This is a genomic window from Xenorhabdus lircayensis (assembly GCF_016306625.1).
Lineage (GTDB): Bacteria > Pseudomonadota > Gammaproteobacteria > Enterobacterales > Enterobacteriaceae > Xenorhabdus > Xenorhabdus lircayensis.
This window is the reverse complement of sequence record NZ_JACOII010000041.1, coordinates 1-15,997: the sequence shown is the minus strand read 5'-3', so window position 1 is coordinate 15,997 and position 15,997 is coordinate 1. Positions and strand designations below refer to the sequence as shown.

At 46.2% G+C, this 15,997-nt stretch carries 19 protein-coding genes and 1 riboswitch; of the genes, 9 read left to right on the top strand and 10 right to left on the bottom strand.

Translation table 11 applies throughout. The features are described 5' to 3' along the window. Positions 1-6: 6 nt before the first annotated feature. Positions 7-603 carry a DUF1349 domain-containing protein gene (locus tag H8A87_RS12360; RefSeq protein WP_198690263.1) on the top strand — a complete coding sequence of 199 codons (597 nt, stop codon included), beginning with the start codon at positions 7-9 and terminating at the stop codon, positions 601-603. A 349-nt stretch (positions 604-952) separates the two neighbouring features. Further along, a complete protein-coding gene (locus H8A87_RS12355; RefSeq protein ID WP_198690262.1) occupies positions 953-1,297 on the top strand; it encodes a hypothetical protein in 345 nt (114 codons plus the stop codon). Between the two features lie 128 nt (positions 1,298-1,425). On the opposite strand, the gene thiH is transcribed toward H8A87_RS12355, so the two are convergent. From thiH to H8A87_RS12320, 7 genes are all read right to left on the bottom strand, one after another. Then, on the bottom strand, positions 1,426-2,550 hold the full coding sequence (thiH, locus tag H8A87_RS12350; RefSeq protein ID WP_198690261.1) for a 2-iminoacetate synthase ThiH: 1,125 nt from the start codon (positions 2,548-2,550) through the stop codon (positions 1,426-1,428). Continuing rightward, on the bottom strand, positions 2,547-3,314 hold the full coding sequence (locus H8A87_RS12345; RefSeq protein WP_198690260.1) for a thiazole synthase: 768 nt from the start codon (positions 3,312-3,314) through the stop codon (positions 2,547-2,549). The genes thiH and H8A87_RS12345 overlap by 4 nt, the downstream gene beginning before the upstream one ends. Positions 3,315-3,332: 18 nt before the next feature. Continuing rightward, entirely contained in the window at positions 3,333-3,533 is a 201-nt protein-coding gene (thiS, locus tag H8A87_RS12340; protein ID WP_198690259.1) for a sulfur carrier protein ThiS, read from the bottom strand. Continuing rightward, positions 3,530-4,324 carry a HesA/MoeB/ThiF family protein gene (locus H8A87_RS12335; protein ID WP_198690258.1) on the bottom strand — a complete coding sequence of 265 codons (795 nt, stop codon included), beginning with the start codon at positions 4,322-4,324 and terminating at the stop codon, positions 3,530-3,532. The genes thiS and H8A87_RS12335 overlap by 4 nt, the downstream gene beginning before the upstream one ends. After that, the gene (thiE, locus tag H8A87_RS12330) at positions 4,318-4,992 is read right to left on the bottom strand and encodes a thiamine phosphate synthase (RefSeq protein ID WP_198690283.1); all 675 of its coding nucleotides are present in this window, start codon (positions 4,990-4,992) and stop codon (positions 4,318-4,320) included. Before thiE ends, H8A87_RS12335 begins: the two co-directional genes overlap by 7 nt. Next, a complete protein-coding gene (gene thiC, locus H8A87_RS12325; RefSeq protein WP_198690282.1) occupies positions 4,976-6,946 on the bottom strand; it encodes a phosphomethylpyrimidine synthase ThiC in 1,971 nt (656 codons plus the stop codon). Before thiC ends, thiE begins: the two co-directional genes overlap by 17 nt. A 166-nt stretch (positions 6,947-7,112) precedes the next feature. Beyond that, positions 7,113-7,237: riboswitch (TPP riboswitch) on the bottom strand. A gap of 62 nt (positions 7,238-7,299) precedes the next feature. Beyond that, the gene (locus H8A87_RS12320) at positions 7,300-7,962 is read right to left on the bottom strand and encodes an HAD family hydrolase (RefSeq protein WP_198690257.1); all 663 of its coding nucleotides are present in this window, start codon (positions 7,960-7,962) and stop codon (positions 7,300-7,302) included. A gap of 215 nt (positions 7,963-8,177) precedes the next feature. Between H8A87_RS12320 and nudC the strand changes: the two genes are divergently transcribed. The 7 genes from nudC (at position 8,178) to H8A87_RS12290 (ending at position 12,679) form a co-directional block, all read left to right on the top strand. Continuing rightward, positions 8,178-8,948: an NAD(+) diphosphatase gene (nudC, locus tag H8A87_RS12315; protein WP_198690256.1), complete on the top strand. Its 771-nt coding sequence runs from the start codon at positions 8,178-8,180 to the stop codon at positions 8,946-8,948. Positions 8,949-8,985: 37 nt separating this feature from the next. Beyond that, entirely contained in the window at positions 8,986-9,111 is a 126-nt protein-coding gene (locus H8A87_RS20200) for a hypothetical protein (RefSeq protein ID WP_269749545.1), read from the top strand. Beyond that, positions 9,104-10,168, top strand: a complete 1,065-nt coding sequence (gene hemE, locus H8A87_RS12310; RefSeq protein WP_198690255.1) for a uroporphyrinogen decarboxylase — start codon at positions 9,104-9,106, stop codon at positions 10,166-10,168. The genes H8A87_RS20200 and hemE overlap by 8 nt, the downstream gene beginning before the upstream one ends. Before the next feature lie 4 nt (positions 10,169-10,172). Further along, positions 10,173-10,850: a deoxyribonuclease V gene (nfi, locus tag H8A87_RS12305; RefSeq protein ID WP_198690254.1), complete on the top strand. Its 678-nt coding sequence runs from the start codon at positions 10,173-10,175 to the stop codon at positions 10,848-10,850. Between the two features lie 76 nt (positions 10,851-10,926). Then, complete coding sequence (locus H8A87_RS12300) at positions 10,927-11,517, top strand: YjaG family protein (protein ID WP_198690253.1); 591 nt, start codon at positions 10,927-10,929, stop codon at positions 11,515-11,517. A gap of 185 nt (positions 11,518-11,702) precedes the next feature. After that, a complete protein-coding gene (gene hupA / locus H8A87_RS12295) occupies positions 11,703-11,975 on the top strand; it encodes a nucleoid-associated protein HU-alpha (protein WP_198690252.1) in 273 nt (90 codons plus the stop codon). 17 nt (positions 11,976-11,992) lie between these two features. After that, the gene (locus H8A87_RS12290; protein ID WP_198690251.1) at positions 11,993-12,679 is read left to right on the top strand and encodes a DUF1481 domain-containing protein; all 687 of its coding nucleotides are present in this window, start codon (positions 11,993-11,995) and stop codon (positions 12,677-12,679) included. Between the two features lie 25 nt (positions 12,680-12,704). On the opposite strand, the gene purD is transcribed toward H8A87_RS12290, so the two are convergent. The 3 genes from purD to H8A87_RS19900 form a co-directional block, all read right to left on the bottom strand. Continuing rightward, positions 12,705-13,988: a phosphoribosylamine--glycine ligase gene (purD, locus tag H8A87_RS12285; RefSeq protein WP_198690250.1), complete on the bottom strand. Its 1,284-nt coding sequence runs from the start codon at positions 13,986-13,988 to the stop codon at positions 12,705-12,707. Between the two features lie 30 nt (positions 13,989-14,018). Continuing rightward, positions 14,019-15,608 (bottom strand): bifunctional phosphoribosylaminoimidazolecarboxamide formyltransferase/IMP cyclohydrolase, encoded by a 1,590-nt coding sequence (purH, locus tag H8A87_RS12280; protein ID WP_198690249.1) that lies wholly within the window; start codon positions 15,606-15,608, stop codon positions 14,019-14,021. A gap of 109 nt (positions 15,609-15,717) precedes the next feature. Continuing rightward, the coding region (locus tag H8A87_RS19900; RefSeq protein ID WP_232370215.1) for a hypothetical protein at positions 15,718-15,997 on the bottom strand (280 nt) is incomplete at its 5' end.

Genomic DNA, 15,997 nt, shown 5'->3' with positions numbered 1-15,997 from the left:
ATATTGATGAATTTGCAGCAATGCCATTGGTTGAATGAGCCCGCTTCATGGCGGTGCCAGGATAATGAGCTTCATGTCACGACGGATAATAAAACCGATTTCTGGCGTGATACATGGTATGGTTTTCAGCGTCATAGTGGTCATGTATTTGGTGGTTATATTAATGATTTTCAGCTTGATGATGGTTTCACTTTTCAGTTTTGTATAGAAGGCCAGTTTAAGCAGTTATACGATCAGGCTGGCATTATGCTGCTGGTGGATGAGCAGCATTGGCTAAAAGCGGGCATCGAACATTCTGATGGTCAGGCAACTATTGGCAGTGTACTGACGAATGGATGTTCTGACTGGGCGATGGGTGTTTTTCCGGGTAATCCCGATAAGTTTTGGCTACGGATAACTTATGGTGAGGGAGCTATCAGGTTGCAATATTCTACTGATGGCGTGGCATGGCCGTTACTGCGATTGTCCCCTTTTGCGGTGAGTAATCAGCGTATCTTTGTCGGGGCTATGTGCTGTTCGCCAGAGCGTGAAGGATTACAGGTGAAATTTTCAGATTTCAGGCTGACATCATCGTTGAAAAAACATTTGCATGATTTGAGTTAGTGTCTTAAATAACCTTATATCTTGATTATCTAACTGTAAAAGTGATGATCAAGATATAAAATTTATTATGATAATATCATTGAACAAGGTTATTAAAGTTGGAGTATGTTAATAATCAAATACATTTATCCATATGTTTTAATATTTTATTTTTATCCTATGTCGAGTTATTAAGGTGAATTTATCTTCCATATATTGGATATATTAAATCTACCAATAAAATAAGTTTGTTATGGTTTTATTTGGTGATAACTTATTTTCATTGGTCATTGTGTTTTTTTATTTATATTGGTTATACCCAATTTAATGAGTAAGTTGCATAATGTAAATAATTTCATGAGGATAAATTATGAGTTATGTATTGTTGCCTGCGCTTATTTTCCCTCAAGCTCGCAATTGTTTTTTGGATAAATCTAAAATACAAGGAGACATTGAAGTTAAAGTTCCCCCATATGATAACTTGAGTAAAGAAGACAAGCTTTATATTTATTTCGGATCACATAAAAGCGAAGTACATACTATGGGTGACCCGTCAGATCCTGCCGAAGTTAAACTGTTCTTCTCATTTTATTTTAATAAAAATCAGTTTTCAGGGGATTATGTAGTAACTTATAACGCTTCAAATTACTCTTCTATTCAGGGTAGAGATTCATTTGCCACAAATATCATAATTATTGGATCTGATGATAACTAATAATGGGCTGTGGCTCTTGGAATAATACACTCTATAGGTCTCAAATTGCAGCTAACAAATTCGTAATTATCAAAGATAAAGGCGATATATTCCCGCCCATTCTATCGGGCGGGAATGGCAGTAGTTATTTACCGCCCCAAATAATTATCCCAATCTTTCCAAACAGGTTGTAAACCTGATTTGACCAGAGCTTCAGCAACCTGAAAAACAGAACGGTTATCGTGGGGAGCAAATTGTTCCAATTCGTGATGGTCATCGGCATAGCCACCCGGCTGGGTTTTTGAACCTGCACTGATGTTATTGATAGCGAGCGGTACAACGTGATCGCGAAAGAACGGTGATTCGCGGGTAGAAAGAGAAAGTTCCACATCCGGTGCCAGCAGGCGGAATGCGCAAATCAGTTGTAGCAGCTCGGCCTCATTCATCAAAGAAGCGGGTTCAATGCCGCCCGCACAGGGGCGTAGACGTGGAAAGGAGATGGAGTAACGGCTTTTCCAGAACTGTTTTTGCAGGAAAAAGAGGTGCTCCGCGACCATATAGCAGTCAGTTCGCCAATTGTGGGATAGTCCGATCAAGGCTCCTAACCCAATCTTGTCAATCCCCGCTCGCCCAAGACGTTCCGGTGTTTCCAATCGCCAGTGAAAATCCTGTTTTTTGCCTTTCAAATGGTGCAATTGATAACTGGGTGGGTGATAAGTTTCCTGATAGACCATGACTCCATCCAATCCCAGTGTTTTCAGTTCAGCGTATTCCTCTTGTGCCAATGGTTGGACTTCCATTGAGACAGAGCTGAAATAGCGGTGGATCAGAGGGAGGTAGCGGCGAAAATAATCCATGCCAACTTTGTTCTGATGTTCCCCTGTCACCAGCAGAATATGTTCAAATCCCTGTTTTTTCAGCGCGAGGCATTCCGCTTCTATCTCCTGTTCATTGAGTGTCTTGCGTTTGATGTGATTACTCATAGAGAAACCACAATAGGTGCAGTCATTGGCACACAGATTGGAAAGATAAAGTGGGATAAAAAATCCCACGGTATTACCAAAGCGCTGGCGGGTGAGTTGCTGTGCCCGTTGGGCGAGTGACTCAAGATAAGGCAGTGCAGCAGGGGAGAGCAAAGCCATAAAATCATCCAGCGTCAAGCGATCGCTGTTTAGCGCATGTTCAATGTCCTGCGCTGTTTTACTGTTGATGCGTAGAGTGATGTCATCCCAATCCAGTTGCTGCCAGCGTTGGCGAAATGTGTTGTTTGTCATAACGCCCCCAGAAAATCGGTCAGCGGGCTGGAAGCCTCAGCATGGGATTTCTGGTTTGCCACGCCAGCCTGATGTGACAGCTCGCCTGCTTCAATGGCGGTTTTGAACGCCTGAGCCATTTTGACAGGATGACGAGCAACTGCGATGGCGGTATTGACCAGAACAGCATCCGCTCCCATTTCGATGGCCGCCAGTGCATGGCTCGGTGCTCCGATTCCTGCGTCTACAACAACGGGCACGTTGGCCTGTTCGATGATGATTTGCAGAAAGTCGCGAGTCAGTAATCCTTTATTTGAGCCGATAGGAGCACCCAACGGCATGACAGCCGCACAGCCGACTTCTTCTAGTCGGCGGCACAGCACAGGATCAGCACCACAATAGGGCAGGACGATAAATCCTTCTTTCACTAACTGTTCTGCCCCTTTTAGCGTTTCAATCGGGTCGGGTAGCAGGTATTTTACGTCGGGATGGATCTCTAATTTAATCCAGTTAGTTCCCAACGCTTCCCGTGCGAGACGAGCGGCGAATATCGCTTCTTCCGCAGTTTTGGCTCCAGAGGTATTGGGCAGTAGTCTGACGCCCAACTGTTGCAGTGGCGCGAGAATGCCATCGTCATTGCCATGGAGATCGATGCGCTTCATCGCCATTGTCACTAATTGGCTGCCAGAGGCCCGGATCGCTTCGATCATTAATCCTGCATTGGCGAATTTGCCTGTTCCGGTAAATAGGCGGGAGTGAAACGGGGTATCAGCAATCTTTAACATAATTAGCCTCCAGCAATATTAGCCACCAGCAATGGCCTGAAACAGCAGAATATTGTCCCCGTCATTAATCTGATGGGTGTGCCATTCTGAGCGCGGAATAATGGTTTGATTGATAGCCAAAGCGGTTCCTGATTGAGTACGCTGTATATGTTCCAGCAACTGCTGTACCGTCATGGACGCACTCAGTGTAATAGTTTGATCGTTGACGATAATGTTCATGCCATTTCTTTCCCGGCTCGATTTTTATCCGAATCAGCTTTTGTGCTAACCGTTCTGCAAACTGGGCACTGTGATGATCGGGTAAGCTGTAATGTGCTCCAGCTCTGCTGTTTGCCATCAAAGAGCCGGAGTTTTCCACTCAAGGAACAGGGAAGGCCAACCAGCATTTTGATTGTTTCCAATGCTTGCAATGTACCGATCACTCCAACGATAGGGCCTAAAACACCGGCGGTCCGACAATTGCGTTGAGGTTCTTCCTGATCGGGATAGAGACAGGCATAGCAGCCGTATTGGTAAGGAGGCTCGAATACCATCAGTTGTCCACTAAATCCGACCGCACTGCCGCTGATAAGCGGTTTGTTTTCCGCAACACAGGCGGCGTTGATGGCGTGGCGGGTGGTCATGTTATCGCTGCAATCCAGTACCAAATCGACCTGATTGATAGTATTAGTCAAAGACTCATAATCTTGCCGTTCGGTCAGATCAGTGATATTGATTTGCGGGTTCAGGTCAGCCAGATGTTTCGCCGCTAATTGGGCTTTGTTCGCGGAAATATCTGTCGTGCGATAGAGGATTTGGCGTTGCAGGTTTGAAATATGCAACTTGTCATTATCCGCAAGGTAAAGGTTTCCCACTCCCGCAGCCGCGAGATAGAGCGCCGCAGGTGAGCCTAATCCACCGAGTCCGACAATCAGCACCTTGCTGGTCTTTAATTTTTCTTGCCCTTCAAGGCTAATGTCTTCCAGTAATAATTGGCGACTGTAACGCATAAATTCTTGATCGTTTAACATAAAAGCCCCCGATCCTGCCCTTCAACCAAATGAAGTAACCTGGCCGTTGCCTGTCTCCAGTCTTTTGCTTTTGTGATGGCACTGACCAATGCCACACCACCAACACCTGTTGCAACCACATCCGGTACACGATCCAGTGAGATGCCGCCAATAGCGATGGTGGGGTATTCTGGTGTGATCCCAACTTGATGTTTTAGTGCCTCAAGACCTTGCGGTGATGAGGGCATTTCTTTAGTGGTCGTGGGGAAAATATGCCCCAATGCGATATAAGAGGGCCGCAGGAGTTTCGCTCGTGCCAGTTCGTGTTGGTCGTGGGTGGAAATGCCCAGGCGTAGCCCCGCTTGTTGGATTGCATTGAGATCGGCGATATCCAGATCCTCCTGTCCCAAATGAACGCCATAGGCTTGGTGTTTGATCGCCAGACGCCAATAATCGTTAATGAACAAACGGGCGTTGTATTGATGACCGAATGTAATGGCGGATTTGATCGCGTTCTCTACCTGTTCTTCCGGCTTATCTTTGATACGCAATTGCAGAGTTCTGACGCCTGCTTCCAGTAATCGCTCAATCCACGTCAGGGAGTCCACTACGGGATAAAGCCCCAAACGATGTGCTGTCGGGGCAAAAGGAGCAAGCGGGGTCTTTGACGTGTCAGGCTGATTTTTCATGAGCTGGCTTTTCATGAGTCATGTCCTCTGCACTGTGATACAGCTCGCTGCCACGGGTACGAAATTCTTCTGACATCTGTTCCATACCGGATTCCTGTTCCAATTTTGCCGCATAATCGCGTACGTCTTGCGTAATTTTCATTGAACAGAATTTGGGGCCGCACATGGAGCAAAAATGAGCAACTTTGCCCGATTCCTGCGGTAAGGTTTCATCGTGATAGGCACGGGCGGTGTCAGGATCAAGCGCTAGATTGAATTGATCTTCCCAGCGGAATTCAAAGCGTGCTTTCGACATGGCATTGTCACGGATTTGAGCACCGGGATGGCCTTTGGCAAGATCAGCCGCATGTGCCGCAATTTTGTAAGTAATCAGGCCTTGCTTCACATCGTCCTTATTGGGCAAGCCGAGATGTTCTTTGGGCGTGACATAGCACAGCATTGCACAGCCAAACCAGCCAATCATGGCGGCTCCGATGCCGGAGGTGAAATGGTCATAACCGGGGGCGATATCAGTCGTCAGTGGCCCTAATGTATAGAATGGGGCTTCGTGGCAATGCTCCAGTTCTTCCGTCATATTGCGGCGGATTAATTGCATTGGGATATGCCCCGGCCCTTCGATCATGACTTGAACATCATACTCCCACGCGATTTTGGTCAGCTCGCCAAGGGTATGCAGTTCAGAAAATTGTGCTTCGTCATTGGCATCCTGAATTGAGCCGGGTCGTAGGCCATCTCCTAAAGAGAGGGATACGTCATAGGCAGCACAGATTTCACAAATTTCTCGGAAGTGGGTGTAGAGGAAGTTTTCTTGATGATGAGAGAGACACCATTTCGCCATGATTGAGCCACCACGGGAAACAATGCCCGTCAGCCGCTTGGCGGTCAGCGGCACGTAACGCAGCAATACACCAGCATGAATGGTGAAATAATCCACCCCTTGCTCGGCCTGCTCCAGTAAGGTATCGCGGAACATTTCCCATGTCAGGTCTTCTGCTATGCCGTTGACTTTTTCCAGTGCTTGATAAATGGGTACGGTTCCGATAGGGACTGGGCTATTGCGCAGTATCCATTCGCGAGTTTCGTGGATGTAGCGTCCGGTGGAGAGATCCATCACGGTATCCGCGCCCCAGCGGGTAGACCAAATTAGCTTCTCCACCTCTTCTTCAATGGACGAGGTGACGGAGGAGTTACCGATATTGGCATTTATTTTGACCAAGAAATTGCGGCCGATAATCATCGGTTCGGATTCGGGATGGTTAATGTTGGCGGGAATAATCGCGCGACCGGCAGCAATTTCCTGACGGACAAATTCTGGTGTGATGTTTTCTGGTAAGTTAGCACCGAAATTTTGCCCTGCATGTTGCTGGCGCAGGATTTCACTGCGAATGCGTTCTCGTCCCATATTCTCACGTAATGCGATAAATTCCATTTCTGGTGTGACGATACCTTGGCGCGCATAGTGCAATTGGGTGACGCGCTTACCCTGTTTGGCTTTCAGTGGATGTGGGCGATGGTGAAAGCGCAGGTGATCTAGCCCTGCATCTGTGAGGCGTTGCTGGGTAAAATCGGAACTGAGGACTGAAACAGGCTCGGTATCATTGCGTTCGTCGATCCACGGCTGGCGGATCTTGTGCAAACCCGTCTGCACATTCAGTACGGACGTAGGATCGCCATAAGGGCCGGAGGTGTCATAAACGGGAACCGATTCATTTTCCTCAAATTGGGGATTTTCTTTTGTGCCACCTATGAGTGTGGGGGATAGTTGGATCTCACGCATCGGCACTTGAATATCTTGGCGTGAACCTTCGAGGTAAATGCGTTTTGAGTTGGGAAAAGTCACGCCTTGGACTGAATTGATGAACGCTTGTGCTGCATCTCGTTGGGCCTTACGTGGCCTTGCAGGATGGGCTTTTGGTGAGATATCAGCCGTTGGGATGATGGTATTTGAAACCACGGTATCGTTGGATTTAGACATAGCAAATTCCTGACTGTGTTATCGCCTGTGTCATTGCTGATCAGGCTTAAGTTGAGAAAATTGCTTGTCTGGAGCTCGCAGGAGTAATGGTTGGTGCTGATTGGTATTTGTACACGGTATTTAGATGTACGATGATACTGACAGCGGAGTGATTACTCTTGTTCCCTTCGCGGGTATTAGCCCGATCAGGTTCTGCGGATCCCGAATTAACGGTCTCAGCCTGTGTCCATCGTGGTATACGCTGAACGCTAGGCACTCCGACAAGAAAACATCCCAGAGTATAAAGTGGATTGTAAAAACTACAACCTAAAATAACGTCGTATCCAGCCCTTTTATAGAACCCAATTCAATTGATTCCATCCACGGTGTTCTGCTTCCGAGCGTAATTGCATATCTGCATTGACAGTAAATACTTCGTTGGCAAATAAACACATTGGCAAATCATTTATGGAGTCCGTATAGACTGAAATATGCTGTGGCGATAAGTTCTGTTCTGCGAGCCATTGTTGCAAACGGGTGACTTTCCCTTCACGAAAGGTGGGAACTCCTTGAATATCGCCGGAATAGCAGCCATTTTCCATCGCCATATCAATACCCATTGCGGTTTGTACGCCAAATGCCGCAGCGATTTTCTTGACTACGAAAGAAACCGTGGCAGAAATAATAATGATGGGAATGTTCTGTTGCCGGTAAATATCCAATTGTTTTTGGGCTGCGGGATAGAAGAGGGGTTTGATTTTTGTTTCTACAAAATCTGTTAGCCAAATATCTATTTGTTCATGGGAAATTTGGCTGAGTGCCTGCAAACTGAATGCCAGATATTTGTGCATATCCAGTTTACCTGCACAATAGTCAGCTATCATTTTCTGGTCTGCTTCTATAAAACGAGGATCAGTAATGATGCTTTTCTCCCATAGATATTGTGTCCATAACTGGCTGGAATCTCCGCCAATCAGGGTTTCATCCAGATCAAATACGGCAATTTGTTGTGACATAGTTGCTATTCCTTAGTTTAAGGTATGTATTTTATTTTTATTAAATTCGAATCGGGAATCTGATTGACACTATACCTACTGGTTTTAAATTAATGAATATTCATAAGAGTCACTAATATAACAGATTGAAGACGGAAGATGATGAAAAGAGTATTCTGAATTCGGACAAGACGTTATTAAGACAATGGCCCAACTGATGGTGGAACAGATAACAGATGATGCAACAAAAACTGGCGGGTATAGAACGGGGCTGGTGGATTGTCAGTCTTGACAATCAGGTTTGGCTACCACAAGGGGAGTTACCGTCAGGAACTGCCAGACAGTGGTCATTGCAAGGCCATAAGGCACAACCCATCGGCGAGTGGCTGGGAGAAACGGTTTGGTTGGTTCGCCAGAAAATGGCTTCAGATATGTCTTCTCCCCGTTTAATTGCTGATCGGGATACCGAATTATTTCAACTGGTAGGACGTGGTGTCCAATTGGCTGAGTTTTATCGTTCGCATCACTATTGTGGTTACTGTGGTCATGAGATGCAGCATAGCGAGCACGAATGGGTCTGTTTGTGCAATCATTGCCATGAACGTTATTACCCACAAATTGCGCCCAGCATTATTGTAGGTATCCGCCGTGATGATCATATTTTGCTGGCACAGCACCAGCGTCATCGCAATGGTATCCATACAGTACTTGCCGGATTTGTTGAAGTAGGTGAAACCTTGGAAGAAGCGGTGCATCGCGAAGTGATGGAAGAGAGTGGGATTAAGATCCGTAACTTGCGTTATGTCGCGTCCCAGCCGTGGCCTTTCCCAAATTCATTGATGGTGGGATTTTTAGCCGATTATGATAGCGGTGAAATCACCCCTGATCCCGTCGAGCTTATTAGCGCAGATTGGTATCGCTACGATAATCTTCCGTTGATTCCTCCTCCTGATACGATTGCCCGCCGTCTAATCGAAGATACGGTTGCGTTATGTCGTCATCAATAACCCGATGATAGGCGAGTAAATCACGTTATTGGAGGTTATGACAGAAGTTCAATTTCTGGCATGTTACAATTTCCGGCATGTTAAAATGCGTCAGCTTTTTGTCGCGTATGTTGCAGTGAAAGAAGGCTGTGGCCAATTAATCAAGGGAACTTGTCATGAATGAGTTGAAAAACGACCGCTATCTGCGTGCATTATTACGTCAGTCTGTTGATATCACACCTGTATGGATGATGCGTCAGGCCGGCCGATATTTACCTGAATATAAAGCCACGCGTCAGGCGGCGGGCGATTTCATCTCGTTGTGCAAAAACACTGAATTGGCTTGTGAAGTGACTCTCCAGCCTTTGCGCCGTTTTCCATTGGATGCGGCTATCTTATTTTCCGATATTTTGACTATTCCAGATGCAATGGGATTGGGACTTTATTTTGAAGCGGGTGAGGGGCCACGTTTTCAATCTCCGATTTTGAATCATGCCGATGTGGAAAAATTGCCCGTGCCTGATCCAGAACAGGATCTGGGCTATGTCATGGATGCCGTACGTGCCATTCGCAAGGCGCTGGCAGGGCAGATCCCTTTAATCGGTTTTTCAGGTAGCCCGTGGACACTGGCAACGTATATGGTTGAGGGAGGAAGCAGCAAGGCTTTCACCAAAATTAAGGCCATGATGTATGCGGAGCCCGCTACTTTACATATGTTACTGGATAAATTGGCAAACAGCGTTATTCTATATTTGAACGCGCAAATAAAAGCTGGCGCTCAATCTGTCATGATTTTCGATACGTGGGGGGGCGTTTTGTCCCACCGTGATTATCTTGAATTCTCCCTGCAATATATGCATAAAATTGTTGATGGATTGATCCGTGAACACGAAGGCCGCCGAGTGCCTGTTACCCTGTTTACCAAGGGGGGAGGGCAATGGCTTGAGGCGATGGCTGCAACGGGATGTGATGCACTGGGTTTGGATTGGACAACCAATATTGCTGATGCCCGTCGTCGTGTTGGAGATAAGGTCGCTTTGCAAGGCAATATGGATCCATCCATGTTGTATGCTCAGCCAGCTCGCATTGAACAAGAAGTTTCGACGATTTTACAAGATTTTGGTGTAGGCAACGGGCATGTTTTCAACTTGGGGCATGGTATCCATCAGGATGTCCCACCGGAACATGCCGGAGCATTCGTTGAAGCCGTACATAGACTTTCAGTAAAATATCATCAATGACTCTATGATTGATACAAAGATACTACGTCAGGAACAGATAGAGAAATCACGACAGGTTATTCGCCATGATGCTTTTTCTACGCCTTTTACGCCAAGGTTCATTGCGGGTGCTGATGTTGGATTCGAAGAAAGCGGTACGGTAACCCGTGCCGCAGTTGCGGTTTTGCAGTATCCCTCGCTAGAATTGGTCGAATACCAAATCGCCAGAATTGATACGGTACTTCCCTATATCCCTGGTTTACTCTCATTTCGTGAATACCCTGCATTGATGGCTGCTTGGCAAAAGTTAAGACAGCGGCCTGATTTAGTCATGGTGGATGGACAAGGTATTGCCCATCCTCGGCGTTTTGGAGTTGCCAGTCACTTTGGATTGCTGGCGGATGTTCCGACAATCGGTGTGGCAAAAAGCCGTCTGTGTGGTGAACATGCACTAGTGGGAGAAACTCCGGGAAGTTGTCAGCCATTGATGGATCATGGTGAGCAGATTGGTGTCGTGCTGCGAAGCAAAAAGAGATGCAATCCACTCTATATTTCCATTGGACATAAGGTCAGTATTGCCAGTGCTATATTCTGGGTTGAACAGTGTATAAAAGGATATAGGCTGCCTGAGCCGACCCGTTGGGCGGATGGGATTGCCTCAAATAGATCGTTTTTTAAGCAAACAATGCAGAAAAATCTATAATTGTGGCGGAAATGTGTGGATATTCTTGATTTTCAGGTAAACTTCGGCGCAAATTAGGCATCATGAGTAACGACCAATGTTAAGAAACCCGATCCACCTGAGGTTGGAGAAACTCGAAAGTTGGCAGCATTTGACTTTTATGGCTAGTCTATGTGAGCGGATGTATCCAAATTATCAGGTGTTTTGTCACCAAAGTGGGTTTGTAGACCCCGCACAGTATCGACACATTCTGGATCTAGTGTGGGAAATATTGGTCGTCAAAGATGCAAAAGTGAATTTTGATAATCAGCTGGAAAAATTGGAAGCCATTATCCCATCATCAGAAGATTATGATATTTATGGTGTGTATCCAGCGATTGATGCGTGCATTGCATTGGGTGAAGTAATTCATTCTCGTCTGAGTGGCTCGACGTTAGAACATGCAATAGCCGTCAGTGAAATATCCATCCGTACTGTTGCTATGCTGGAAATGACGCAGGCCGGTAGGGAAATGACCGAGGATGAGTTAAAAGTATTACCTGCCATTGAGGACGAATGGGATATTCAATGGGAGATTTTCCGTTTATTGGCAAATTGCGAAGAACGGGACCTCGAATTAGTTAAAGGATTAAAGGCTGATCTCCGTGAGGCGGGGGTGAGCAATATCGGCATAAATTTGGAGCAATAACTCATAAAACGTGACTTAGTGCTTGATTTGCCGTATTTAAAGGCTTCACATTTGCCCTCACTCTGTTCTACATTGGTGGGCGAAAAGAAGTGGCTATCGGTGCGTGTATGCAGGGGTGCTGTCAAATCGGCATATCCGTCGCACTCGATGCTTTGCAAACGATAAACACACTGTAAGGATAATCTATGAATAAGACCGAATTAGTTGATGCAATTGCAGCAGGCGCAGATCTGACCAAAACTCAGGCTAAAGCTGCTCTGGAGTCAACTTTGAACGCAATCACTGAATCCCTGAAAACTGGTGATGCAGTGCAGCTGGTAGGCTTTGGTACTTTCAAAGTTAACCATCGCGCAGAACGTACCGGCCGTAACCCACAGACTGGTAAAGAAATTAAAATTGCAGCAGCAAACGTACCTGCTTTCTCCGCTGGTAAAGCTCTGAAAGACGCAGTTAAATAAGCGCATTGCGAAAAAAAATGAGAGGGGGAAATTTAAAACCCCTTTTGTTGATTCTACAGGGGCTGCTAGCATTAGGGTTCATCTCTTTGCTCAGCGCCTGTTCGATTCAGTCAAAAACACCACTTTTCAACGCCAGTGGTTTTGTAACCGACGGCGGTGTTATCCGCTTATGGCGCTTGAATGCTCAAAACAGTAAGCCTCAGGTTATTATGAGCGTTTACAGTCCGTACCGTAATAAAAATACCATTGTTACTTTCTACGAATATCGCTATGGCAGCTTATGGCAAATCCGTCGTAATGTGCTTGATAATCCTCCAATCGTAGAAACGTTGCGTATTGATCAAAATAACGCGGTCATTTTTAAGCTGCGGCAATTGAAAGCACGCAATGAACTGCTTTCCGATGATGATGTGATTCGTCTGCGGTTTGATGCCAAGCAGATAGCTGAAATCAGTGATGTCTTAATTGCAGGAAAAATTAAGCTATTACAGGGGCATTGGCAGGATGGTCAAGTTACCACCTGTTCAGGGAAACAATTATCCACTGAGTTTGAGCCTTATGCTCGGAGATGGATTAAAGAAAGGCAAAACAATAGTTCCGGTTCACTGACTATTGCGTGGCTAGATTCGCCAGAAGGGAAGCAGTTATTGTTGGTCGCTAATGATGATTTTTGTCGTTGGGAACCGACGAAAGATAAGCTGTAATTCTATTCCTTTCGCCGGCTTAGATTTATTTCAGACGAGTAATCGCCCGGTAGCCAATGTCTTTGCGGTAAAAATATCCTTTCCAACTAATTTGTTCGGCTCTCAGGTAAGCCTTTTTCTGCGCGTCAGCAATGTCGTTACCTAAAGCAGTAACACATAAAACACGCCCACCCGCAGTGACAACATCTTCGTCGTTGAAAGCGGTTCCAGCATGAAAGACCTTTTCATCGCTATTTGCTTCCAGAGCTAACCCACTGATAATGTCACCTTTGGCATAATTGGCTGGATAGCCTCCCGCTGCCAGGACGACACCCAATGCAGGACGAGGATTCCATGAGGATGTTTTTCCGCTTAACTGGCCTTTTGCTCCTGCAAGACATAGTTCGACCAAATCAGAGTGCAGACGCATCATGATAGGCTGGGTTTCAGGATCACCAAAGCGACAGTTAAATTCGATCACTTTCGGTTCGCCCTGTTTATCAATCATCAAACCCGCATAGAGAAAACCAACGTAGGTATGACCTTCGGCCGTCATTCCTTCGACAGTAGGATAAATGATTTTTTCCATAACGCGCTGGTGGATTTCATCTGTTACCACTGGCGCTGGTGAATAAGCTCCCATGCCTCCGGTATTTGGCCCGGTATCGCCGTCACCTACTCGCTTGTGATCCTGACTGGTTGCCATAGGAACCACGTTTTTGCCATCCACCATGACAATAAAACTGGCTTCTTCCCCATCCAGAAATTCTTCGATGACAATACGATGCCCTGCATCGCCAAAAGCATTACCTGCCAGCATATCTTTGACAGCGCTTTGTGCTTCTTCCATGATCATGGCGACGACTACACCTTTGCCGGCGGCCAGACCATCGGCTTTAATGACGATCGGTGTACCTATTTTTTCCAAATAGGCTAGTGCGGGTTCAATTTCTGTGAAATTTTGATAGTCCGCCGTAGGTATATGATGGCGAGCGAGGAAATCTTTGGTGAAGGCTTTGGAGCCTTCCAGTTGAGCAGCCGCTTTTGTTGGGCCAAAAATAGTCAGCCCTGCTTGCTGGAAAGTATCGACCACGCCGATAACCAGTGGAGCCTCAGGCCCCACGATAGTCAGACTGATATCATGGCTTTGGGCAAACGCCAATAATCCATCAATATCGGTCGCGGCAATGTCCACGTTTTCCAAATTCGCTTCCAGCGCAGTGCCTGCATTACCCGGTGCAACATAAACCTTATTTGCCAAAGGCGATTGTGCTGCTTTCCATGCCAATGCATGCTCTCTTCCGCCATTGCCAATAATCAATATGTTCATCTGAAGCTCCTATTAATAAGGCAGAAGTTGTTAATGGCGGAAATGACGCATGCCAGTGAAAATCATGGCGATACCGTGTTCATCGGCAGCGGCAATCACTTCATTATCACGAATGGAGCCACCTGGTTGGATAACACAACTCACACCCGCTGCGGCAGCGGCATCAATACCGTCACGGAATGGAAAAAACGCATCTGAAGCCATGGCACAGCCTTGAACTTCCAATCCTTCATCGGCCGCCTTAATACCAGCGATCTTGGCAGAGTAAACACGGCTCATTTGTCCGGCACCAATGCCAATCGTCATATTATCCTTGGCATAAACAATGGCATTGGATTTGACGAACTTCGCGACTTTCCAGCAGAACAGAGCATCCTGCATCTCTTGTTCTGTTGGTTGGCGTTTGGATACAACATACAGATCACTTTCTTCCACCATTCCTAAATCACGATCCTGAACTAACAAACCACCGTTGACACGCTTGAAATCTAAGTTAGCAACAAGCGAATGCCATTCACCACATACTAGAATGCGAACATTGTGTTTAATTGCCAAAATTGGCAGGGCGGCTTCATTAATAGAAGGAGCAATGATGACTTCAACAAACTGGCGCTCAATGATGGCTTTGGCGGTATCGGCATCCAGCTCTCGGTTAAAGGCAATGATGCCACCGAACGCGGAAGTTGGATCGGTTTTGAAGGCTCGGTCATAGGCGGTATGAATGTCAGTACCAATCGCAACACCACAAGGGTTGGCGTGTTTGACAATCACACAGGCGGGCTCGGAGAAAGTTTTCACACATTCCAGTGCGGCATCGGTATCTGCAATATTGTTATAAGAGAGAGCCTTGCCTTGTAACTGGGTTGCCGTCGCAATCGAAGCTTCAGTGATTTGTTCTTCTATATAGAAAGCTGCATCTTGATGGCTGTTTTCGCCATAACGCATATCCTGCTTTTTAATGAAATTCAGATTCAGCGTGCGAGGAAAGCGTCCTGATGGTTGGCTAGTCTCGCCATGATAAGCGGGAACCAGTTTGCCAAAATAGTTGGCAATCATACTGTCATAAGCGGCTGTATGCTCAAATGCCTTGATGGCTAAATTAAAGCGAGTGGCCTGTGTCAGTGAGTTTTGGTTGCTATCCATTTCCTCAATAATCTTGTTGTAATCCTGGCTGTTGACAACAATCGCGACGTCTTTGTGATTTTTGGCAGCAGAGCGAACCATCGTTGGGCCGCCGATATCGATATTCTCTATGGCATCTTCCAGAGAGCAATTTGGCTTTGCGACGGTTTGTGCAAAGGGATAAAGATTAACGACTACCATATCAATCGGTGAAATCTGGTGTTGTGACATCACTTCATCATCTTGTCCACGTCGGCCCAAAATGCCGCCATGAACTTTGGGATGAAGTGTCTTGACCCGTCCATCCATCATTTCGGGAAAGCCCGTATAGTCTGAAACTTCAGTGACGTTTAGTCCGGCCCCGGCCAGCAGACGAGCAGTACCCCCTGTTGAAAGCAGTTCGACACTGCGACTGGATAAGGCTTTGGCAAATTCAACAACCCCCGCTTTGTCAGAAACACTCAGCAGGGCACGACGGATTGGACGAAGCTGTTGCATTGGTGTGATCCCTTGGATTTCATAAAACAAGAATGTGTTATTGAGAAAAAGCTACTGATTGAGAGAAAAAATGGCTTCTGCAATAACATTTCAAAACAATTTGAAAAAATCATGTGGCGATTTTTCCCTCTGAGATTGTAACGAAAACGTTTGCGTGATGCTCGACAAATTTCATCAAAATATCGAAATGTGCATAACTCTGTGTGTAAGTTGGTATAAATAGGCTATTTGCTGTGTAATGCAGCAAACGATAATTTTTTTCGAAAAAAACTATTGCCAGTCTCAGAAAACTCCCTATAATGCGCCACCACTGACCGACGCTGAGCTGAGACACGCCGCGGCGGGCAGGCGGCAGAAAGCGAAAATAACCGCTTGACTCCTGAGGCGAA